The organism is Hydrogenophaga atypica (assembly GCF_042665215.1).
Classification (GTDB): Bacteria; Pseudomonadota; Gammaproteobacteria; order Burkholderiales; family Burkholderiaceae_C; genus Hydrogenophaga; species Hydrogenophaga defluvii_A.
Genome location: NZ_JBHTCA010000001.1, coordinates 297,203 through 317,910 on the forward strand (window position 1 = coordinate 297,203; position 20,708 = coordinate 317,910).

At 65.1% G+C, this 20,708-nt stretch carries 20 protein-coding genes; 10 read left to right on the plus strand and 10 right to left on the minus strand.

All coding sequences use genetic code 11. The annotated features are described in order from the left end of the window. The first annotated feature begins 6 nt into the window (after positions 1-6). The 6 genes from ACFQPB_RS01510 to ACFQPB_RS01535 all read left to right on the plus strand — a co-directional run bounded on the left by ACFQPB_RS01510 (position 7) and on the right by ACFQPB_RS01535 (position 6,299). Complete coding sequence (locus ACFQPB_RS01510; protein ID WP_382219210.1) at positions 7-825, plus strand: M48 family metallopeptidase; 819 nt, start codon at positions 7-9, stop codon at positions 823-825. Positions 826-861: 36 nt separating this feature from the next. Then, on the plus strand, positions 862-2,046 hold the full coding sequence (locus tag ACFQPB_RS01515; protein ID WP_382219212.1) for a benzoate/H(+) symporter BenE family transporter: 1,185 nt from the start codon (positions 862-864) through the stop codon (positions 2,044-2,046). Next, positions 2,043-2,987, plus strand: a complete 945-nt coding sequence (gene gshB, locus ACFQPB_RS01520) for a glutathione synthase (RefSeq protein ID WP_382219214.1) — start codon at positions 2,043-2,045, stop codon at positions 2,985-2,987. The genes ACFQPB_RS01515 and gshB overlap by 4 nt, the downstream gene beginning before the upstream one ends. A 62-nt stretch (positions 2,988-3,049) precedes the next feature. Next, positions 3,050-3,784, plus strand: coding sequence for a GGDEF domain-containing protein (locus tag ACFQPB_RS01525; RefSeq protein ID WP_382202217.1), 735 nt, complete (start codon positions 3,050-3,052; stop codon positions 3,782-3,784). 23 nt (positions 3,785-3,807) lie between these two features. Continuing rightward, positions 3,808-4,650: a MinD/ParA family protein gene (locus ACFQPB_RS01530; RefSeq protein ID WP_382219216.1), complete on the plus strand. Its 843-nt coding sequence runs from the start codon at positions 3,808-3,810 to the stop codon at positions 4,648-4,650. Positions 4,651-4,655: 5 nt separating this feature from the next. Next, positions 4,656-6,299 carry an HDOD domain-containing protein gene (locus ACFQPB_RS01535; RefSeq protein WP_382219218.1) on the plus strand — a complete coding sequence of 548 codons (1,644 nt, stop codon included), beginning with the start codon at positions 4,656-4,658 and terminating at the stop codon, positions 6,297-6,299. A 1-nt stretch (position 6,300) separates the two neighbouring features. Here ACFQPB_RS01535 and ACFQPB_RS01540 read toward each other — a convergent pair whose 3' ends face one another. Next, positions 6,301-6,780 (minus strand): MarR family winged helix-turn-helix transcriptional regulator, encoded by a 480-nt coding sequence (locus tag ACFQPB_RS01540; RefSeq protein ID WP_382219491.1) that lies wholly within the window; start codon positions 6,778-6,780, stop codon positions 6,301-6,303. A 160-nt stretch (positions 6,781-6,940) separates the two neighbouring features. Between ACFQPB_RS01540 and ACFQPB_RS01545 the strand changes: the two genes are divergently transcribed. Further along, positions 6,941-7,267 carry a DUF1840 family protein gene (locus tag ACFQPB_RS01545; protein WP_382202211.1) on the plus strand — a complete coding sequence of 109 codons (327 nt, stop codon included), beginning with the start codon at positions 6,941-6,943 and terminating at the stop codon, positions 7,265-7,267. Between the two features lie 12 nt (positions 7,268-7,279). On the opposite strand, the gene ACFQPB_RS01550 is transcribed toward ACFQPB_RS01545, so the two are convergent. The 9 genes from ACFQPB_RS01550 to ACFQPB_RS01590 all read right to left on the minus strand — a co-directional run bounded on the left by ACFQPB_RS01550 (position 7,280) and on the right by ACFQPB_RS01590 (position 18,193). Further along, entirely contained in the window at positions 7,280-8,287 is a 1,008-nt protein-coding gene (locus ACFQPB_RS01550; RefSeq protein ID WP_382219220.1) for a Bug family tripartite tricarboxylate transporter substrate binding protein, read from the minus strand. Positions 8,288-8,441: 154 nt separating this feature from the next. Continuing rightward, entirely contained in the window at positions 8,442-9,425 is a 984-nt protein-coding gene (locus tag ACFQPB_RS01555; RefSeq protein ID WP_382219222.1) for a tripartite tricarboxylate transporter substrate-binding protein, read from the minus strand. Positions 9,426-9,555: 130 nt separating this feature from the next. Then, positions 9,556-10,806, minus strand: coding sequence for a phenylacetate--CoA ligase family protein (locus ACFQPB_RS01560; protein ID WP_382219224.1), 1,251 nt, complete (start codon positions 10,804-10,806; stop codon positions 9,556-9,558). Between the two features lie 132 nt (positions 10,807-10,938). Continuing rightward, positions 10,939-11,748, minus strand: coding sequence for an ABC transporter ATP-binding protein (locus tag ACFQPB_RS01565; RefSeq protein ID WP_382202204.1), 810 nt, complete (start codon positions 11,746-11,748; stop codon positions 10,939-10,941). 167 nt (positions 11,749-11,915) lie between these two features. Further along, positions 11,916-13,253: an ABC transporter substrate-binding protein gene (locus tag ACFQPB_RS01570; protein ID WP_382219226.1), complete on the minus strand. Its 1,338-nt coding sequence runs from the start codon at positions 13,251-13,253 to the stop codon at positions 11,916-11,918. Between the two features lie 85 nt (positions 13,254-13,338). Further along, positions 13,339-14,415: a branched-chain amino acid ABC transporter permease gene (locus ACFQPB_RS01575; protein ID WP_382202200.1), complete on the minus strand. Its 1,077-nt coding sequence runs from the start codon at positions 14,413-14,415 to the stop codon at positions 13,339-13,341. 97 nt (positions 14,416-14,512) lie between these two features. Continuing rightward, positions 14,513-15,442, minus strand: a complete 930-nt coding sequence (locus ACFQPB_RS01580; RefSeq protein WP_382219228.1) for a branched-chain amino acid ABC transporter permease — start codon at positions 15,440-15,442, stop codon at positions 14,513-14,515. A gap of 10 nt (positions 15,443-15,452) precedes the next feature. Next, positions 15,453-16,250: an ABC transporter ATP-binding protein gene (locus ACFQPB_RS01585; RefSeq protein WP_382202196.1), complete on the minus strand. Its 798-nt coding sequence runs from the start codon at positions 16,248-16,250 to the stop codon at positions 15,453-15,455. After that, complete coding sequence (locus tag ACFQPB_RS01590; protein ID WP_382219230.1) at positions 16,247-18,193, minus strand: AMP-dependent synthetase/ligase; 1,947 nt, start codon at positions 18,191-18,193, stop codon at positions 16,247-16,249. Before ACFQPB_RS01590 ends, ACFQPB_RS01585 begins: the two co-directional genes overlap by 4 nt. 167 nt (positions 18,194-18,360) lie before the next feature. On the opposite strand from ACFQPB_RS01590, the gene ACFQPB_RS01595 reads away from it, so the two are divergent. From ACFQPB_RS01595 to ACFQPB_RS01605, 3 genes are all read left to right on the plus strand, one after another. Beyond that, positions 18,361-19,092: a Crp/Fnr family transcriptional regulator gene (locus ACFQPB_RS01595; RefSeq protein WP_382202193.1), complete on the plus strand. Its 732-nt coding sequence runs from the start codon at positions 18,361-18,363 to the stop codon at positions 19,090-19,092. A 71-nt stretch (positions 19,093-19,163) separates the two neighbouring features. Further along, positions 19,164-20,090: a DUF4394 domain-containing protein gene (locus tag ACFQPB_RS01600; protein WP_382219232.1), complete on the plus strand. Its 927-nt coding sequence runs from the start codon at positions 19,164-19,166 to the stop codon at positions 20,088-20,090. Next, entirely contained in the window at positions 20,087-20,707 is a 621-nt protein-coding gene (locus ACFQPB_RS01605) for a methylamine utilization protein (RefSeq protein ID WP_382219233.1), read from the plus strand. Before ACFQPB_RS01600 ends, ACFQPB_RS01605 begins: the two co-directional genes overlap by 4 nt. Position 20,708: the final 1 nt, after the last annotated feature.

The following is a 20,708-nucleotide window of genomic DNA, read 5'->3' on the forward strand; positions in this document are numbered from 1 at the left end:
TTTGTTGTGAAACACGTCGAACAACTCAGCCTAGACCTGTTCGATGAGGCGCCTGTTGCCAAGGCGGCTTCCGCCACCCACTGGCAACACCCGCGTGCCAGTCGCCAACTGCAACTCGGTGCTTGCCTGGTGGCCTACGAATTCAAGCGCGGCAAACGCCGCACCATTGGCCTGAGCGTGGGGCCCGATGGCCTCAGCGTGAGCGCGCCGCGCTGGACGCCGTTGGCCGAGGTGGAGGCGCTGTTGCGCGACAAGACCCGTTGGGTGCTGGACAAGCTTCAGGCCGTGCGCGAGCGCCAGGCCCAGGCCGAACAGGCGCGCATCGAATGGCGCGACGGCGCGCGTTTCCCCTACCTGGGCGAGGACGTGGTCCTGTGCCTCGATCCCACCCAGGGTTTGCGCAGCGCTGGCGCCATGTTGGAGCACACACCCGAGGGCGCCCGGTTGCGCCTGGGCCTGCCCAAACAGGCCAGCGCCGACCAGATGCGTGACATGACACAGGCCTGGCTGATGCGCGAGGCACGGGCCCTGTTCACGCAGCGTCTGGACCACTTTGCCCCCAGCTTGGGGGTGCGCTGGACCAAGCTGCGCCTGTCCAGCGCCGGCACGCGCTGGGGCAGCGCCAGCGCCGACGGCAGCATCCGCCTGAACTGGCGGCTGATCCATTTCGGGCCGGCCGTCATCGACTACGTGGTGGCCCACGAGCTGAGCCACCTGCGGGAGATGAACCACAGCCCGCAGTTCTGGGACACCGTGGCCAGCGTGATGCCCGACTTTGAGGCCCGCCGCCAGGCCTTGCACAAGCTGCCGGTGCCCAAGTGGTGAGCCAAGTGGCGTGCTTGCGGGCTTTACGATAGCCCCATGCGATTGATCAAAGATATCAGCCTGTCCTCGGCGACAGCGGGTTTTGTGGCGGTGCTGGTGGGCTTCACCAGTTCCGTTGCCATCGTCTTCCAGGCCGCGCAGGCCTTTGGTGCCACGCCGGCACAAATCACCTCGTGGATGTGGGCGCTGGGTCTGGGCATGGGCCTCAGTTCGGCCGTGCCTTCGCTCATCCTGCGCCAGCCGGTGATGGTGGCCTGGAGCACGCCGGGCGCGGCGGTGCTGGCCACGGCCGGCCTGGCCGGGGGCTTTGCCATGGCCGAGGCCATTGGCGCCTTCATGGTGTGTGCCGCGCTCATCATTTTGGTGGGCGCCACCGGCTGGTTCGAACGGGTGATGAACCGCATTCCCATGGCGATTGCCGCTGCGCTGCTGGCTGGCGTGTTGGCGCGTTTTGGTTTGCAGGCGTTTGGGGCGGCACAAACGGCGCTTTCGCTGGTGGTGTTGATGCTGCTGGCCTACCTGGTCGGGCGGCGCCTGCTGCCGCGTTACGCGGTGGTCATCACCTTGGCCGTGGGCGTGCTGCACGCGGCCTTGAGCGGTGGCTTGCAGACCAGCGGGCTCACACTGGAGCTGGCGCGCCCGGTGTTCACCGCACCCGTGTTCAGCCTGCAGGCCATGGTCAGCCTCGCGCTGCCGCTGTTTGTCGTCACCATGGCCTCGCAGAATCTGCCCGGTGTGGCGGCCATACGCGCGGCCGGTTACACCATGCCCATTTCGCGCATCATCACCCTCACCGGGGTGGTCACCCTGGTGCTGGCCCCGTTTGGCGCCTTTGCGCTGAACCTGAGCGCCATCACCGCCGCCATCTGCATGGGCGAAGAGGCCCACCCCGACAAGGCCAAACGCTACACCGCCGCCGTGGCGTGCGGGCTGATCTACATCGGCATTGGCATCTTCGGTGCCACCTTCACCGCGCTGCTGTTGGCGTTTCCCAAAGAGCTGGTGATGGCGATTGCCGGCATTGCCTTGCTGGGCAGCATAGGCGGTGGCCTGCACACCGCGCTGGCCGACGACCGCCACCGCGAGGCCGCGCTCATCACCTTCCTGGTCACGCTCAGTGGCGTGGTGGTGGCGGGTATTGGGTCGGCCTTCTGGGGTGTGGTGGCCGGTGGGGTTGCTCTGTTTGTGCAACAGTACGGCACCCGGAAAGAATCACCATGAACATCCTCATCGTTGCCGACCCGCTTGAGTCCTTCAAGATCCACAAAGACACCACCTTCGTCATGATGCGCGAGCTGCAACGGCGTGGCCACGCCTTGGCCGCCTGCGAGCCGCAGCACATCCACTGGCGCAGCGGCGGTGTGGTCACCGCCAGCGTGCGGGCCGTGCGCCTGACCGGCGAGGCCAACGCCTGGTTCGAGGTCCAGTCCGAGCAGGCGTTGGCGCTCAAGGACTTCGACGCCATTCTGATGCGCAAGGACCCGCCCTTCGACAGCGAGTTCTTCTACGCCACCCATTTGCTGGAGCAGGCCGAGCGCGAAGGCGCGCGCGTGTTCAACAAGCCGCGGGCCTTGCGCGACCACCCCGAGAAGCTGGCGCTGATGGAATTCCCCGACTTCGCGCCGCCCACCCTGGTCACGCGCCGCGACGCCGACATCCGCGCCTTTCACGCCGAGCATGGCGACATCATCCTGAAGCCGCTGGATGGCATGGGTGGCACGGGCATCTTCCGCGTTAAGGCCGACGGCATGAACCTGGGCGCCATCATCGAAACCTTGAACCAGGGCGGCGCCACGAGCGTGATGGTGCAGCGCTACCTGCCCGAGATCGTGGACGGCGACAAGCGCCTGCTGGTCATCGGCGGCAAGCCCGTGCCCTACTGCCTGGCCCGCATCCCGCAGGGCAACGAGGTGCGTGGCAACCTGGCGGCTGGCGGCAAGGGCGTGGCGCGGCCCCTCACCGAACGCGACCGCGCCATCGGCGAGGCCTTGGGGCCCATCCTCGCCGCGCGTGGCCTGCTGTTGGTGGGCGTGGACGTGATTGGCGACAAAGTGACAGAAATCAACGTCACCAGCCCCACCTGTTTTCAGGAGATCCAGCAGCAGACCGGCTGCGACGTGGCGGCGCTGTTTGTGGACGCCTTGGAAGCCGCGCTCATGTAAGCGGCAAACGTCCCGGACGGTGCTAGACTGGTTTCGAAATATTTGTAACAGTCTTTGGCACCGTGAAAATCGATTCGCTGCACCTCGACCATGCCCAGGCCTTGCTGGCCCGGGCCGGTCAGCCGCTTGACGGGCCACAAGGCGGTGAAGACCCGGCTTACCTGCAGCGCCTGATCGACGCCTTGTGCGAGCTGTCGCTGCGCGATCCGTTGACGGGTTTGTCCAACCGCCGCCACTTTCTGGCGGCGCTTGATCAGGAGATCGACCGTGTCACCCGTGCCGGCGACATGGCCTTGCTGTTGTTGGTGGACATTGACCACTTCAAGCGCGTCAACGACACCCACGGGCACCCGGCGGGCGACCAGGTCATCCGGGCCGTGGCCCAGTGCCTGTCCGCCTGTGTGCGGCCCATGGACACGGTCTCGCGCTACGGCGGTGAGGAATTTGCCATCATCCTGCCCAGCTGCCAGTCGGTGTTTGGTGCCCAGGTGGCCGAGCGCATCCGCGAACGTGTGGCCGCCACCCCGTTGGTGCTTGAAGGCGGCGACACCCTGCATTTCACGGTGAGCATTGGCGGTGCTTACGCGCCGCAGTGGCTGCGCTTCACCGCTGCCGCCTGGATTGAGCGCGCCGATGAGCAGCTTTACCGCGCCAAGGCCGAAGGCCGCAACCGCGTCTGCCTGGAGCCACAAGCCGACAGCGTGGTCAGTGCCGAAGAAAAAAGTCTGCTGTTTGGCCTGTCGCCGGTGGACGAGACGACCGATAACGAAGGTGTGCCTTCCCTGGGGGCCGATTGAGGCCCGACAATGAGCCATTCCACATGACCAGCACACCCATCCAGACGCCCCACGCTGCCGCACACGCCGGCCTGCCCGCCTATTCCGGCAAGGGCTTGGTCATGGCCGTCACCAGCGGCAAAGGGGGCGTCGGCAAAACCTTTTTCTCGGCCAACCTGGCCGCTGCACTCACCCGCCGGGGCCACAAGGTGCTCGTGCTCGACGCCGACCTGGGGCTGGCCAACCTCGACGTGGTGCTCAACCTCTACCCCAAGATCACGTTGCACGACGTGTTCACCGGCAAAGCCACGCTGGACGACGCCATCCTGAAGGCGCCCGGCGGGTTTTCGGTGCTGCTGGCGGGCTCGGGCATGGTCGAGTACTCGCGGCTTACGCCCGAGGTGCGTGAGGACTTCATGAAGGTCATGCAGACCATCGTGCCCCGGTTTGACGTGGTGCTGCTCGACACCGGCGCCGGCATTTCCGACGTGGTGCTGTTTGCGGTGTCGCTGGCCTCCGAGGTGCTGATGGTGGCCACGCCCGAGCCGACCTCACTGACCGACGCCTACGCCACCATCAAGGTGCTGGCCATGCAGCAAGGGCGCCAGCAGGTGCGCCTGGTGGTCAACCAGGCCACGCGCCCGGGCGACGGCCGCAACATCACCGGCCAGTTGCAGCAGGTGCTCAACCGTTTCCTGTCCACGCAGAACGGCGCGGGCATGAAGCTGGTGCACATGGGTGATGTGCCTGCCGACCAGTCGGTCAAGGACGCCATCATGCGCCGACAACTGCTGCTGGTGCACGCGCCCGGCTGCCCGGCCGCCCTGGCGGTGGGCCAGATTGCCGGACGCCTGGAAGACGCTGTGCTCGGCCACACCTTGTCCTGACGGCCATGCAACCGACCAGCGACCCCACTGCCCCCGCTGCGGCGGCGGGGCTGGGCGACGAACAGGACAACGCGCAGCCGCTGGAAGGCGCCGGCACCCTGGCCGGGTTGTTGCGGCGCATGCGGCATCAGACCGACTTCCCGGCGATGTCGGAGTCCGTGGTGCGGGTGCAGGCGCTGGCCGGGTCGGAAACCGAAAGCCTCAACAGCCTGACCAACGAAATCCTCAAAGATGTTGCGCTGACACAGAAGCTGTTGCGCCTGGTCAACTCGGCCCAGTTTGCCCACACGGGTGGCGGCATCAGCACGGTCTCGCGCGCGGTCAGCCTGATCGGTTTTGCCGGCATCCGCAACCTGGCCATGAGCCTGCTGTTGCTCGAACACATGCAGGACAAGGCCCACGCGCAGCAACTGCGCACCGAGTTCCTGCGGTCTTTGCTGGCGGCATCGCTGGCCAGCGATTTGTGCCCCGTGGTGCGCGAAGGTGAAGAGGCCTTCATTGGCGCCCTGTTCCAGAACCTGGGGCGCATGTTGGCGGGGTTTTACCTGCCGGACGAAGCACGCCGGGTGCGCGAGGCCGTGGCGGCGGGCGAGTCCGAGGTGGCGGCAGCGCTCAAGGTGCTTCGCCTGGACTACGAGGCGCTGGGCCTGGGCGTGGCCCGCGCCTGGGGCTTGCCCGGGCCCATTCAACGCCTGATGAGCCGCCCGGCAGGCCGACCGCCGCTGCGCCTGCTGGCCGACAACGCCGACCGGCTGCGCTGGCTGGTGTTGGCGGCCAACGAAGCCGCCGATGTGGTGCTGGCACACGATGAAATCGCCTTGCCGCCCAAGCTGCAACGGCTGGCGCAGCAGTACGCCGCCAGCCTCGGGCTGGAGGCCGACCACGTGGTGCAAAGTGTGCACCTGGCCCGCGACCGCCTGGCACAGACAGCCGAGGCGCTGGGCATTGCCGTGTTGCCCCAATCGCCCGCCGCGCGTTTGGCCCGGCGCCTGCCGCCACCCCCCAGCGCGGTGACCGAGCCAGGGGCTGAGCCCCTGCACGGCGAAGACGCGCCCGACACCTTGAGCGGGCTGGCGCTCACGGCGTCGCCGCCAGCGCCCCAGGCCAGCACGGCCACGGCCGACGCCGTTGCGGTTGGGCTGCTGAGCACCGGCATACAGGAGGTGACGCAGGCGCTGGCCGATGGTGCCGCCCTCAACGATGTGCTGCGCATGGTGCTCGAAACCCTGTTCCGCGCGCTGGGCTGCCGGCGTGTGCTGTTGTGCCTGCGCGATGCCTCGGGCCAGCAGTTGCTGGGGCGCATGGGACTGGGTGAGGAGGCGACCGAGGTGGCTCGCCGCTTCAAGTTGCCGCTGCAGGGGGCGAACGACCTGTTTTCCTTGGTGTGCAACAAGGGCGTGGACACCCTGATCAGCGATGCCAGTGCGCCCAACGTGGCCCAGCGCCTGCCTGCGTGGTACCACGAGCAAATCGGGGCGCCGTGTTTTTTGTTGCTGCCCATGCAATTCAAGGGCGCGCCGCTCGGGCTGATTTACGCCGACACCAACACGGCCGGCGCCATCGTGTTGGGCGAACAGGCCTTGGCGCTGGTGAAAACCTTGCGCAACCAGGCCGTGATGGCGTTTCGGCAAACGCGCGTGGGCGGCTGAATCAGGGCCTGTCGCTGGCCTGCGGCCGCTGCTGGTGGCGTTTGACCTTGCCCAGCAGGCGGTGCAGTTGCTCCACCTCTCGCGGTTGCAGGCTTTCGAAGGCCTGCACGATCCAGGCCTCGTGTTGCTGGGCCATGGCCGAAAACATGCTGTGGCCCCGGGGCGTGAGGCGCACCCGCCAGGCGCGCCGGTCGCCCTCCACCTCCAGGCGCTCCACCAGGCCCTCGGTCACCAACTGGTCGGTGATGCCGGTGATGTTGCCACCCGTGACCATCAGCCGGCGCGACAACTCCTTCATCTTCAGGCCCTCGGGGTGGCGCTCCAGTTGCGCCATGAGATCGAAACGGGGCAGTGTGGTGTCGAAGCCTTCACGCAGACCGGTGCGCACCTGCTTCTCGATCAGTTGCGCGCAGGTCAACAGCCGCAGCCACAGCCGCAGTGCTTCCGGGTGTTCGCTGTGTGCGCGCGCTTCGAGGTCCAGGGTGTCTTCCATGGCGTGGCCGGGCCAGTCGTTCGTTGGGATGCCGATAGTTTAGGTTTGAAAAATTGTCGGTGATTGTGTTTGTGAATGTGTTGGGGTTTTCCCGCTGAAATCAGCGGGTGCCACAATGCTCGCATCACAGGCTTTGCAGGAGATTGTCATGCTCTACCGATTCAAGTCCCGGGCCACCAGCGATTTGGTGATGCTGGAGGCGTCGGGGCGGCGGGTGCTTGAAATTCTGGGCAAAGACCCCGCTGGGCCAGGCGTCATCACCGCCGCGCAGTTGGCCGCCGCGGTGGTGGCCCTGCAGGACGCGGTGCGTGCCGACGAGGCAGAGCGCGAACGCCTGGCGCGTGAAGCGCAGGCGCGCGATGAGGCCGTGCCCGAGCCGGCCGAACAGGTGACCCTGCGCATGCGCACGGCCCCGTTCATCGACATGCTGCAGCACGCGATGAACGAGGATGTGGACGTGGTCTGGGGTGTCTGACCGGCCGGTACGTCAATCCACCTTGGCGCCGGAGGCCTTGACCACACCGGCCCACTTGGTGATCTCGCTGTCGATCAGCCGCGCAAACTCCTGGGGCGTGTTGCCGCTCGGGATGGCGCCCTGCGACAGCAGGCGTTCCTTCACCGCTGGCAGGTTCAGCGCCTTGGCCACTTCCTGCTGCACACGGTTGACGATGTCCGGCGGTGTGCCGGCCGGTGCCAACAGGCCAAACCACGAGCTGGCTTCAAAGCCGTTCAGCTTGCCTGCTTCGGCCACGGTGGGCACGTCGGGCAGGGCGGCCGATCGCTGGCCGCTGGTGACGGCAAACGCTGTCAGTTTGCCCGCCTTGATGTGCGGCATGGCCGAGGGCAGGTTGTCGAACATCACGTCCATGGTGCCGGCCAACATGTCGCTGAGCGCCGGGCCCGAACCCCGGTAGGGGATGTGGGTCATGAAGATGCCGGTCTGGTTCTTGAACAGCTCACCCGCCAGGTGGATGGAGGTGCCGTTGCCGCTGCTGGCCATGTTCAGGCGGCCCGGGTTGGCCTTGGCGTGGCGGATGAAATCCGCCACGTTCTGGATGTTCAGCGCACGTGCCTTGTCGCTGTTCATCACCATCACGTTGGGCACACCGGCCACCAGCGTCACCGGCGCAAAGTCTTTTTGTGGGTCGTAGGGCAGCGATTTGTACAGCGCCCTGTTGATGCCGTGCGTGCCCACCGTGCCCATCAGAAAGGTGTAGCCATCTTTTTCTGCCTTGGCCACCAGCTCGGCGCCGATGTTGCCGCCTGCGCCGGCCCGGTTGTCCACCGTGAAGGGCTGGCCAAAGGCGCGGCTGAGTTCAGGCGCCAACGCGCGCGCCAGCAGATCGGTGGTGCCGCCGGGGGCAAACGGCACAACGATGCGCACCGGGCGTGTGGGCCAGTTGCTCTGGGCCCAGGCCTGAGGCAGGGCGCCCGCCAGGCCCAGCGCGGCGGCACCGGCCAGCAACTGGCGACGAGAAGGATGGATGGGGTTCATGTGCGTGTCTCCTGTTGTTGTGAGCAAAAAAGAAGCCACCCGGAGGTGGCTTGGTCCGGGAGACACCGCCGGGCCGGCTTTGCCGGACGGCTGGTGTCGCCCCTTGAGGGGGATGCGGCCACGCGCAGCGGGCAAGCGACGGGGTGGGGCCCGTTCAATCCGCGAATTGGCCGGCCGCGTCAATCACCGCCTTGAGCTTGGTGATCTCGGCGCCCACAAAGGCCTTGTGGCCTTCGGGGGTGACTCGTTTGTCGTTCACGACGATGGCGCCCAGGCCTTCCTGCTTCTTGATGAATTCGGGGTCCTTCAGGGCCACCTTGAGCGCATCGTTGAGCTTCTTGGCCACGTCGGCCGGCAAGCCCTTGGGGCCGTTGAGGCCGTGCCAGATGGTCAGGTTAAAGCCCTTCAAGCCCATCTCGGCCAGGCTGGGGTAGTCCTTGAGCAGCTTGTGGCCGCTCAGCGGCTTTTCGGTGGTGACGGCAAAGGCCTTGACACGCCCGCCTTCGATCTGGGCGGTGGTGTTGGTGGTCTGGTCGCACATCACATCCACCTGGCCGCCGACCAGGTTGGTCATGGCGGGTGCGGTGCCGCTGAACGGGATGGTGGTCATGGCCGTGTTCAGCTTGATGGCCGACTGCCACATCAGGCCACACAGGTGCGAGGCCGAGCCCAGGCCGGCGTGGGCCAGGTTGATCTTGCCCGAGTTGGCGCGGATGTAGTTTTCGAAGTCGCGGTAGGTGTTGGCCGGCAGTTTGGGGCTGCCAATCAGGGTCATGGGCACGTCGTTGATCATGCCCAGGTAGTCGAAGTCGTTCAGCGCGTTGAACTGCAGCTTGCGGTACAGGCCAGCGGTGGAGGCCATGCCGATGTGCCAGACCAGCAGGGTGTGGCCGTCGGGTTTGGCGCGGGCCACCTTCATGGCGCCGATGGTGCCACCGGCGCCGGCGGCGTTTTCCACCACCACGTTGCCGCCCAGGGGCTTGCGCAGGGCTTCGGCCAGGTCGCGGGCCACGCGGTCGGTGGGGCCGCCAGCCGCGAAAGGCACCACCAGCGTGACGGGTTTGTCGCCAGGAAAGGCTTGGGCCAGCGCGGCCGTGCTGGCCAGGGCAAGCACACTCAGGGTGAACAGGGATTTCATGGCGGTCTCCTAGGGGGTCGAAGTAAATGACAGCGGCCGATGCTACCCGCGTCTCAAGGGTGAGCCATCGCGGAAAGTACCTAGCCACTTTACCGTACTAACCCGACGTTGCAGCGGGGTCGGCATTGCCTCAGTTGTAGGTGCGCGCATCCTCAATGACCTTGCCGTCGTTGGGCAGGCTGCCGGGGGCGGCCAGCACAATGTCGCCACGCAGTTTGGTCACGTCGCGCAAGGCTTGGGCCAGACCATTGTGCAGTTCCTCGCTCAGTGAGGCCGCCTCCACCTGGAGGCACATCTGGTCGTTGGCCATTTCGCCGCTGACCACGAGCCGTGCTTTTTTCACCTCGGGGAAACGGCGGACCACCTCGGCCACCTGACCCGGGTGCACAAACATGCCCCGCACCTTGGTGGTCTGGTCGGCTCGGCCCATCCAGCCCTTGATGCGGGTGCCCGTGCGCCCGGTTGGGCAGGTGCCGGGCAAGATGGCCGAGAGGTCGCCGGTGCCGAATCGGATCAACGGGTAGCCCGGGTTGAGTGTGGTCACCACCAGCTCGCCCACCTCGCCTTCGGGCACCGGGTCGCCGGTGCCGGGGCGCACGATTTCGACGATCACGCCTTCTTCGAGCACCAGGCCCTCGCGCGCGGCGGTCTCATAGGCCACCAGGCCCAGATCGGCCGTGGCGTAGGTCTGGTAGACATCCACCCCTTGTGCCTTGAACCAGGCGGTCAGGCTGGGCGGGCAGGCCTCGCCACCGACCGAGGCCTTGGTGATGCTGAGTGTCTGGCCCGCCTCGGCGGCTTTTTCCAGCAGGATGCGCAGAAAACTCGGCGTGCCGGTGTAGGCGGTGGGCTTCAGCTCCTGGATGGCTTCGAGCTGCTGCTCGGTCTGCCCGGTGCCGGCCGGAAACACGGTGCAACCCAGGGCCAGCGCGCCGGCTTCCAGAATGAAGGCGCCAGGCGTCATGTGGTAGCTGAAGCTGTTGTGCACCAGCTCGCCCGAGCGGAAACCCGCCGCATACAGCGCGCGCGCGGTGCGCCAGTAGTCCTTGTTCGCGCCTTCAGGCTCGTAGATCGGGCCGGGGCTGGCGAAGATGCGGGTCATGGCCGGGCCACGCACCAGGGCGGAGAAGCCGCCGAACGCATCGCCCCCTGCGGCACGGGCCGCCTTCTGCCGCTCCAGCAATTCGTACTTGCGCGTGACTGGCAACCGGGCCAATGCCGCGCGGCTGTTCACATCCGCTGCGCTCACACCCGCGAGGATGCTGGCGAAGGCGGCGGTGTGTTGCTGCGCGTGGGCGATTTGCCGTGGCAATGCAGCCATCAGATCGGCTTCGCGGGCGGCCGGGTCACGGGTTTCAAGCGCGTCGTGGAAGTTGCTCATGGAAGAAACCAATTCGGGTTGAGTGGAGGGCATGGGGCAAGCGGCACCGTGGGTCCGGCTCTGCCGGCCCACCGGAGCCGCCCCCTTGAGGGGGGATGCGGCCACGCGCAGCGGGCAAGCGACGGGGGTGGGTCAAGCCAACCAGCGCTTGCGCCGCTTGTAGCTCTTGACGTCCTTGAAACTCTTGCGCTCGCCACCGCCCATGCCGAGGTAGAACTCTTTCACGTCCTCGTTGTTGCGCAGGTCGTCGGCCGCGCCGTCCATCACGATGCGCCCGCTTTCCATGATGTAGCCGTAGTCGGCATAACGCAGCGCCATGTTGGTGTTCTGCTCGGCGATCAGGAAGGTGACCTTTTCCTTCTGGTTGAGGTCCTTCACGATCTCGAACACCTCTTCCACGATCTGCGGCGCCAGGCCCATGGAGGGCTCATCGAGCAGCACCACACTGGGGTTGGCCATGATCGCGCGGCCAATCGCACACATCTGTTGTTCGCCACCCGAGGTGTAGGCAGCTTGGCTCGTGCGACGCGTCTTCAGGCGCGGGAAGTAGTTGTAGACCTTGTCCAGGTTGGCCGCGATCTCGCCCTTGTCCTTGCGGGTGTAGCTGCCGGTCAGCAGGTTTTCCTCGATGGTGAGGTGGGCAAAACAGTGCCGGCCTTCCATCACCTGCACCACACCGCGGTTGACCAGGTCGGCAGGTGTCAGGTTTTCAATGCGTTCACCGCGCAGCTCGATGCTGCCCTTGGTGACCTCGCCACGTTCGCCCTTGAGCAGGTTGGAGATCGCACGCAGCGTGGTGGTTTTGCCCGCGCCGTTGCCACCCAAGATGGCCGCGATTTTTCCTTCCGGCACATTCAAGGACACGCCCTTGAGCACCAGGATGACGTGGTTGTAGATGACCTCGATGCCGTTGACGTTGAGAACGATGTTCGGTGCGCTCATGTGAGAACCTTTTGCGTGTCGGTGACCAATCGAAAGCGCCGCCTCGACGCTTTCGGTTGGCGGCCCGCGAGGGCCACCTTTTTTACGTTCTCCCTCCCGCTGGGCGGGAGGGAGGGAGGGTGCACAACGGAGGGCAGGCACTGCCAGCCTGATCCGTCTGCGACGGATCAGGACTGGCAGTCGGCGGCCGCGCGGCGTGCCAGCTTCTTCTCGCCGGCGTATTTGTCGGCCGATGCCTTCACCATCGGGCGGATGATTTGTTCGTCCGCCTGCAGCCAGTCGGACGCCCAGACAAACTTGCTGCCATCCCAGGTGTGCACACGCGCCCAAGCCGACCCCATGTGGTCTTGGCAACTGGTGGACACCGGGCGCATCACGCCTTTGAAGCCCAGCGCATCGAGCTTGGCTTGCGTCAGGTTTAGGTTTTCATAGCCCCAGCGGGCCTGTTCGCCGGTGATGACCTTGCCTTTGCCAAAACGCTCCTGCGCCGCGCGGACACCCTCGACCGCCAACATGGCGCCAACAACACCACGCATGTACAGCACCGATCCGACTTCCTCCTTCGGTCCGGTGCCCTGGCCCTTGGCATGCACCTTCTCCAGGATTTCCTTGACCACCGGCGAGTTGAACTCGGCACCGTGCTGCATCATGACCGCGCTGTAGCCCTTGGCGCCTGCACCCACATCCTTCAGATCAGGTTCGGCGCCCGACCACCAGGTGCCAAACATCTTCTCGCGTGGGTAGCCGGTGGCCACCGCTTCCTTGATGGCCGTGGGCGTCATCACGCCCCAGGTCTGCAGGACGACGAAGTCCGGACGCTGCTGGCGCACCTGCAGCCAGATGGATTTTTGTTCCACGCCGGGCGCGGGGATGGGCAGCAGCTGCAGCGAGAAGCCATGCATCGCGGCGCGCTCCTGCATGATGGGCAGCAGTTCCTTGCCAAACGGACTGTCGTGGTAGCCGACGGCAATTTTTTTGCCCTTGAGCTTGTCCCAGCCGCCTTCTTTGTTGGCGATGTGCTGGAGCACGGTGTCCCCCGCCACCCAGTAGTGGCCGATCAGCGGGAAGTTCCATTTGAAGATACCGCCGTCCGCCGAATCGCTGCGGCCGTAGCCGGAGGTGATCATGGGGATCTTGTCGGTGGGGATTTTTTCTGTCAGCGCGAAAGTGATGCCGGTGGACAGGGGCTGGAACACCGTGGCGCCACCATGTTTGCCTTTCAGGCGTTCGTAGCACTCCACGCCGCGGTCGGTGGCGTAAGCTGTTTCGCACTCCTCAACCAGCGTCTTGACGCCGTTGATGCCCCCGCGCACGTTGACCAGCTTCATGTAGTCGTTGTGCCCGTTGGCCCAGGGCGTGGCGTTGGGCGCCACCGGGCCGGTGCGGCCCGACAGCACCGGGAAGAACTGGACCTTGTCTTGCGCCAGGGCGGCAGGGGCCAGCAGCGCGCCGGTCAGGCCCGCACAGACGATGGAGGCAGAGAGGGCAAGGGAGGAAAGTTTCATTTCATTTGTCTCCAAATAAGAACCAACACACGAGAATTTCAACAGGCCTTCAGCCGGGTGCTGTCGCGCAGCGGCAGCCGAGACATCAGTGCGGGAAGGGCCACAACCGCAACTTCTGTTTGCCAATGCTCCAGAGCTTGGCCAGGCCATGGGGTTCGACAATCAGGAACCACACGATCAGTGCGCCAAAGATCATGAATTCGGTGTGCGACACCGCCGCCGTGGAAATTTCGAGACCAACCAGAGAGCCGGCCCAGGGCATGAACTGGTTCAGAAAAATGGGCAGCACCACAATGAAGGCGGCACCAAAAAGGCTGCCCATGATGGAACCCATGCCGCCGATGATCACCATGAACAGCAACTGGAAGGAGCGGTCGATGGAGAAGGCTGCGGGCTCCCATGAACCCAGGTGCACAAACGCCCACAGACCGCCAGCGACGCCCACAATGAAAGAGCTGACCGCAAACGCGCTGAGCTTGGCGTACATGGGGCGGATGCCGATGACGGAGGCGGCCACGTCCATGTCGCGAATTGCCATCCACTCGCGGCCGATGGCCGAGCGCACCAGGTTTTTGGCCAGCAAGGCAAATACCACCAGGAAGCTCAGGCAGAAGAGGTACTTCTGCACGGGGGTCTGGATCGGCAGACCAAAAACCTCCAGCCCCGACACCGCCACGGAGCCCGATGTGCTGTTGTTGGTGAACCAGTTGATGCGGCTGAACGCCCAGTCACAGAAGAACTGTGCTGCCAGCGTGGCCACCGCCAGGTACAAACCTTTCACACGCAGGCTGGGGATGCCAAAAAAGATGCCCACCAGCGTGGCAAAGAAGCCGCCCGACAGCAGGGCCACGATCAGCGGCATGCCATCGATGCGGACGAAGGTGTTGTAGGCCATGTAGGCGCCCACCGCCATGAAGGCGCCCGAGCCCAACGAGATCTGCCCGCAGAAACCCACCAGGATGTTCACCCCTACGGCCGCCAGCGCCAGGATGAGGAAGGGGATGAAGATGGCGCGGAACAGGTACTCGTCGGCCAGCAGCGGCACACCGATGGCGGCGATGGCAATCAGGCCGAGGATGGCCCAGCGGTCCTGGGCGATCGGAAAAATCTGCTGATCGGCCGAGTAGGAGGTCTTGAACTGACCGTTTTCTCTGTAGAACATGTCTCAATTCCTCAAACAAACTTTTAGCTACGACACGCTTTGCTTAACTTTGCTGCGCAAAGTTAGTCTTCGCTGAAAGATCATTGATGTGGGTGTTTCACACCCGATCAATGATCTTTTCGCCAAACAAACCCTGGGGCCGGAACAGCAGGAAGACCAGTGCCAGCATGTAGGCAAACCAGATTTCGATGCCACCACCCACCAGCGGGCCGAGGTAGACCTCGGAGAGCTTTTCACCGACGCCGATGATCAGGCCGCCGATGATGGCGCCGGGCACCGAGGTGAGGCCGCCCAAAATGATCACGGGCAGGGCGCGCAGGGCCACGGTGGTGAGCGAGAACTGCACACCCAACTTGGAGCCCCAGATGATCCCGGCCACCAGGGCGGTGATGCCCGCCACACACCAGACAATGACCCAGATGCGGTTGAGGGGGATGCCGATGGACTGCGCTGCTTGGTGGTCGTCGGCCACCGCGCGCAGGGCGCGTCCGGTGCTGGTCTTCTGAAAGAACAGGGCCAGGACCGCCACCAAACAGGCTGCGACCAGTGCTGCGATGATGTCTTCCTGGCTGATGAGGATGCCGCCCTCGAAGGTGTTTTGCAGGAGAAAGACGGGCTCTTTGGGCATTCCCACGTTGATCTGATAGATCTCGCTGCCAAAGATGGTCTGGCCCAGGCCATCGAGAAAGTAGGTGATGCCAAGGGTGGCCATCAGCAGGGTCACACCCTCTTGATTGACCAGGTGGCGCAGCACCAGGCGTTCGATCGCCCAAGCCACCACAAACATGCAGGCGGCGGCCACGATGAAGGCCAACACGTTGGCCAGCAGCAAGCTCTCGAAGCCGAGCCACTGTGGAATCCATTCTGAGAAGCGGGCCATCGCCAGCGCCGCGAACAGCACCATGGCGCCTTGCGCAAAGTTGAACACGCCCGAGGCCTTGAAGATGAGCACAAAGCCCAGCGCCACCAGCGAATACAGCATGCCGGCCATCAGGCCGCCAAAGAGGGTTTCAAGAAAAAATGCCATGGCCGTTCTTTCAGTGTGAAGTGCCGAGGTAGGCGCTGATCACGTCCTCGTTGTTGCGCACCTCGTCGGGGGTGCCGTCGCCGATCTTCTTGCCGTAGTCCAGCACCACCACGCGGTCGCTGATGTCCATCACCACGCCCATGTCGTGTTCGATCAACACCACGGTGGTGCCGAATTCGTCGTTCACATCGAGCACAAAACGGCTCATGTCCTGCTTCTCTTCCACGTTCATGCCGGCCATGGGTTCGTCCAGCAGCAGCACCTGCGGCTCCATGGCCAGGGCGCGGCCCAGGTCCACCCGCTTTTGCAGGCCGTAGGGCAGTTGGCCCACAGGCGTTTTGCGGTAGGCCTGGATTTCGAGGAAGTCGATGATGTGTTCGACAAACTCGCGGTGTTTGACCTCTTCTTTTTCCGCGCCGCCGATGCCAAAGGGGTTGCGAAAAGCCTGGCTGAACAGGTTGCTTTTGATGCGCAGGTTGCGCCCGGTCATGATGTTGTCGATCACGCTCATGCCCTTGAACAGCGCCAGGTTCTGGAAGGTGCGCGCGATGCCCATCTCCGCCACCTGGCGGCTGTTCATGTGCTTGAAGGTCTGGCCCCGAAAGGTGATGGCACCTTGTTGTGGCTGGTACACGCCGTTGATGCAGTTGAGCATCGAGCTTTTACCGGCACCGTTGGGGCCGATGATGGCGCGGATCTCGTGCTCGCGCACGTTGAAGCTGATGTTGGTCAGCGCCTTGACGCCGCCAAAACTCAGGGAGATGTTGCTGACGTCGAGGATGACGTCGCCGATCTTTTTACTGCTCATGCTGCGGCCTTCACGGGGGCAAACGTTTTGGCATCGGAAATCTTCAGCGTGGCGCTGACCTTGCCGCTGCGGCCGTCTTCAAATTTGACGGCGGTTTCGATGTATTGCTCGGTCTTGTCGCCGTAGAGGGCGTCGACCAGCACGCCGTACTTGTCGCCGATGAAGCCTCGGCGGACTTTGTTGGTGCGGGTCAGTTCGCCATCGTCGGCGTCCAGCTCTTTGTGCAGCACGAGGAAGCGGCTGATCTGGCTGCCGGCCAGCAATTCGTCGCGGCTCAGGTCGGCGTTGACCTTTTCCACGCACTCGCGGATCAGTTCGTACACCTCGGGCTTCTGTGCCAGATCGGTGTAGCCGGCGTAGGGCAGGTTGCGGCGTTCGGCCCAGTTGCCCACGGCGTCGAAGTCGATGTTGATCATCACGCACACCTTCTCGCGTTTGTCGCCAAAGGCCACCACTTCTTTGATGTGCGAGAAGAACTTGAGCTTGTTCTCCACGTACTTGGGCGCAAACATGGCGCCGTCGTTGGGGCCGCCCATGATGCGACCCACGTCTTTCACGCGGTCGATGATCTTGAGGTGGCCCTCGGCGTCGATGAAGCCGGCGTCGCTGGTGTGGTACCAGCCGTCGGCGGTCAGCACCTCGGCCGTGGCCTCGGGGTTTTTGTAGTAGCCCTTGAGCAGGCCGGGCGACTTGACCAGGATTTCGCCGGTGTCGGAGAGTTTGATTTCCACGCCGTCGCAGGGCACGCCCACCGTGTCGGCGCGTGCCTGGTGGTCGGGCTGCAGGCACACAAACACGGCGGTTTCGGTGGAGCCGTAGAGCTGCTTGATGTTGATGCCGATGGAGCGGTAGAAGGTGAAGAGGTCGGGGCCGATGGCCTCGCCCGCCGTGTAGGCCACCCGCACCCGCGAAAAGCCCAGGGTGTTGCGCAGTGGGCCGTACACCAGCACATTGCCCAGGCTGTACAGCAAGCGGTCGGTGCCCGAGACGGGTTTGCCGTCCATCAGCGCCGGCCCCACTTTGCGCGCCACGTCCATGAAGTAGTGGAACATCTTGCGCTTGATGGTGCCCGCGTCTTCCATGCGGATCATCACGCTGGTGAGCAGGCCCTCAAACACCCGCGGTGGCGCGAAGTAGTAGGTGGGGCCCACTTCCTTGAGGTCGATGGTCACGGTGCCCGACGATTCGGGGCAGTTCACCACATAACCAGCAGCCAGCCACTGGGCGTAGCTGAAGATGTTCTGGCCGATCCAGGCTGGCGGCAGGTAGGCCAGCACCTCGTCGGTTTCGCTCAGCTTGTCGAACTGGGCGCCCACGTGCGCGCGGTTGAGCAGCGAGTCGTGGGTGTGCACCACCCCCTTGGGGTTGCCGGTGGTGCCGGAGGTGAAGAACATGGCGGCCACGTCCTCGGGCCGGGCCTTGTCCACCTCTTCCTGGAAGAAGCCCGGGTGCTGCTGTGCAAACACCTCGCCAGCGGCCACCAGTTCGGCGAGGCTGCCCAGGCCGTCTTCGACGTAATTGCGCAGGCCGCGCGGGTCGTCGTAGTAAATGTGGGCGAGCTGCGGGCAGCGGTCGCGGATTTCCAGCATCTTGTCGACCTGTTCCTGGTCTTCCACCACCGCAAAACGCACTTCGGCGTTGTTGATGGGGAACACACACTCGGCGCCCACGGCGTCCTGGTACAGCGGCACGGGAATGGCCCCCAGCGACTGTGCCGCCAGCATGGTGGCGTAGAGGCGCGGGCGGTTGGCGCCGATGACGACGAGGTGTTCGCCCCGGTGCAGGCCGGCCTGGTGCAGACCGCAGGCGATGTGCTTGACCAGTGCCACCATGTGCGACCAGCTCGTGGTCTGCCAGATGCCGTATTCCTTCTCGCGCATGGCCGGCGCGTCGGGCCGACGCGCCGCATGGGCCAGCAGCAGTTGGGGGAAGGTGCTCCGCATGTTGTCTCCTGTGGGGCGCGCGGTCAAACTCACAATGTCTGACGTTGGCGTGCCGCGAATGGTAGGCAAGCATTTGACGTTATGTTGTCAATGCGACGACAATTGAGGGTCTGCCCGCCTAGGACTTTCCCCTAGGGTGTGTGTCAGCTTCTGGACAGGAAAAGCCGATGAGCACGTCCGTTTCTCCCCTGCGTCAGCGCGCCCGATCGGCCACCCCGGACGAACTGGCCGAGATCCCCTGGCTGCGTCAGCTGGAGTCTGCTGAGCGCGCGCGTGCCGAGAGCGACATCGTGGTCTCGGAGGCCGTGCCGGGCGACTACATCTGCCGCGTGGGGCGCCCGGTCACCTACTGGTTTGGCCTCATCGATGGCCTGCTCAAGATGAGCAATGACGACTCGCAAGGGCCGGTCATCACCTTCACCGGTGTGGCACCCGGCGGCTGGTTTGGCGAGGGCACGGCGCTCAAGCGCGAGAAGTACCGCTACAACATCCAGGCCTTGCGCAAGAGCGTGGTCGCGGGTCTGCCGGTGGACAGCTTCCACTGGTTGCTGGACAACTCCATCGGCTTCAACCGCTTTGTCATGCGCCAGCTCAACGAGCGCCTGGGCCAGTTCATTGCGGCACGCGAGATCGACCGCATCAGCAACCCCGACGTGCGGGTGGCGCGCAGCCTGGCCGCGCTGTTCAACCCCGAGCTCTACCCCGGTGTGGGCCACATGCTGCGCATCACCCAGCAGGAGTTGGCGTATCTGGTGGGACTGTCGCGTCAGCGGGTCAACGAAGCCTTGTCCACCTTGCAGTCGCGCGGGGCCATACGCATCGAGTACGGCGGGGTGCGGGTGCTGGATTTGCCCGCTTTGCGTTCGGTGTTCAGTGCCCAAGAACAGGGCGTGCGTTGAGGCGTGTATTGCCGCCTGCGTCGGCCGCCATTGCGTGTACAGTTTCTTGACATTTCCACCAAGGAGTCGCCATGTTGTTGTTTGCACCTTCGCTGCCCCCGCATGCCCGACGCCTTTTGCCGGTGGTCGCGCTGGCCCTGAGCGCTTGTGGGTCCGTGTCGCTGGCGCCCTACGGCGCGGCCGACGAGCCCATGGGTGTGGCGGCCAAAGAGCTGGTCTGGGCGGTCACGGCCGAGCATGAACTGATCAAGTTCAACGCCGGCCAGCCGCAGCGTGTGCTGGAGCGCCGCCCCGTGACGGGCCTGGCGGCCGGCGATGCGCTCGTGGGCATCGACTTCCGCGTCGCGCGCGGTGTGTTGTACGCCTTGTCGGCCGGTGGCCGGCTCTACACCCTCAACACCGCCACCGGCGCGCTGTCGCCGGTGGGAACCGCGCCGGCCGCCGTGGCGCTGGCCGGTGGGCAGTGGGGGGTGGACTTCAACCCCGCCGCCGACCGCATCCGCGTGGTCAGCGCCAGCGGCCAGAACCTGCGCTTGCACCCCGACACGGGCGCTGTGGTGGACTTCGATCCCAACGCCGCCGGACTGCAAACCGATCCGGCCCTGGCCTACGCGGCCGGCGACACCCACGTGGGCAAATCCCCGCAGGTGACGGGTGCGGCCTACACCTACAACAAACGCGACGAGAAGCTGACCACCAACTACGCCATCGACCGTGCGCTGGGCGTGCTGGTCACCCAGGGCACCCGAGAGGGCGTGGCGCCTGCGGTCTCGCCCAACACGGGGCGGCTGTTCACCGTGGGCGCGCTGGGCCTGGGGGCATTGACCGACGTGGCCTTCGACATCGCCGACCTGAACAACAAGGCGCTGGCAGCGGTGCGCACGTCCCGCGATGCGCGCACCCGCTTGTACGAGGTGGACCTGTCCAGCGGCCGGGCCCGGCTGGTGGGTACCGTGGGGGCAGGCATGGCCCTGCGCGGTTTGGCGATCGAGCCGTGAGCGCGGGCACCTGGCGCCGCTGGTGCGCAGGGGCCTTGTTGGGCATGTGCGCCTGGGTGGGTGGGGTGTGGTCTGCCACCCTGCAGGTGACGGTGACCGACGACAAAGGCCGGCCCGTGCCCCAGGCGGTGGTGTTTCTGGAGTCGCCCGACGCGGCCCGGGCGACCAAGCCGATGTCCGGTGTGGAGATGGCGCAGAAAGACAAAAGTTTTGTGCCCGAGACCATGGTGGTCACACGGGGCACGGCGGTGCAGTTTCCCAACCGCGACACGGTGCGCCACCACGTGTATTCGTTTTCGCCTGCCAAACGGTTTGAACTCAAGCTTTACATCGGCACGCCGGCCAGCCCCGTGGTGTTCGACCAGGCCGGCGTGGTGGTGCTCGGGTGCAACATCCACGATGAAATGATTGGCTGGATGGCGGTGGTGGACACCCCCTATTTCGGCAGCACCGGCGCCAACGGGCGCGTGCAACTGAACGATGTGCCCGAAGGCAGCTACCGGCTGCGCGTGTGGCACAGCGGCCTGCCGGTGGGGGCGCCCGCACTTGACATGCCGCAACGCCTGGGCGCAGCGGCCGCGTCCGCCAGTGTCACCCTCAAGGGGCTGACACCATGAG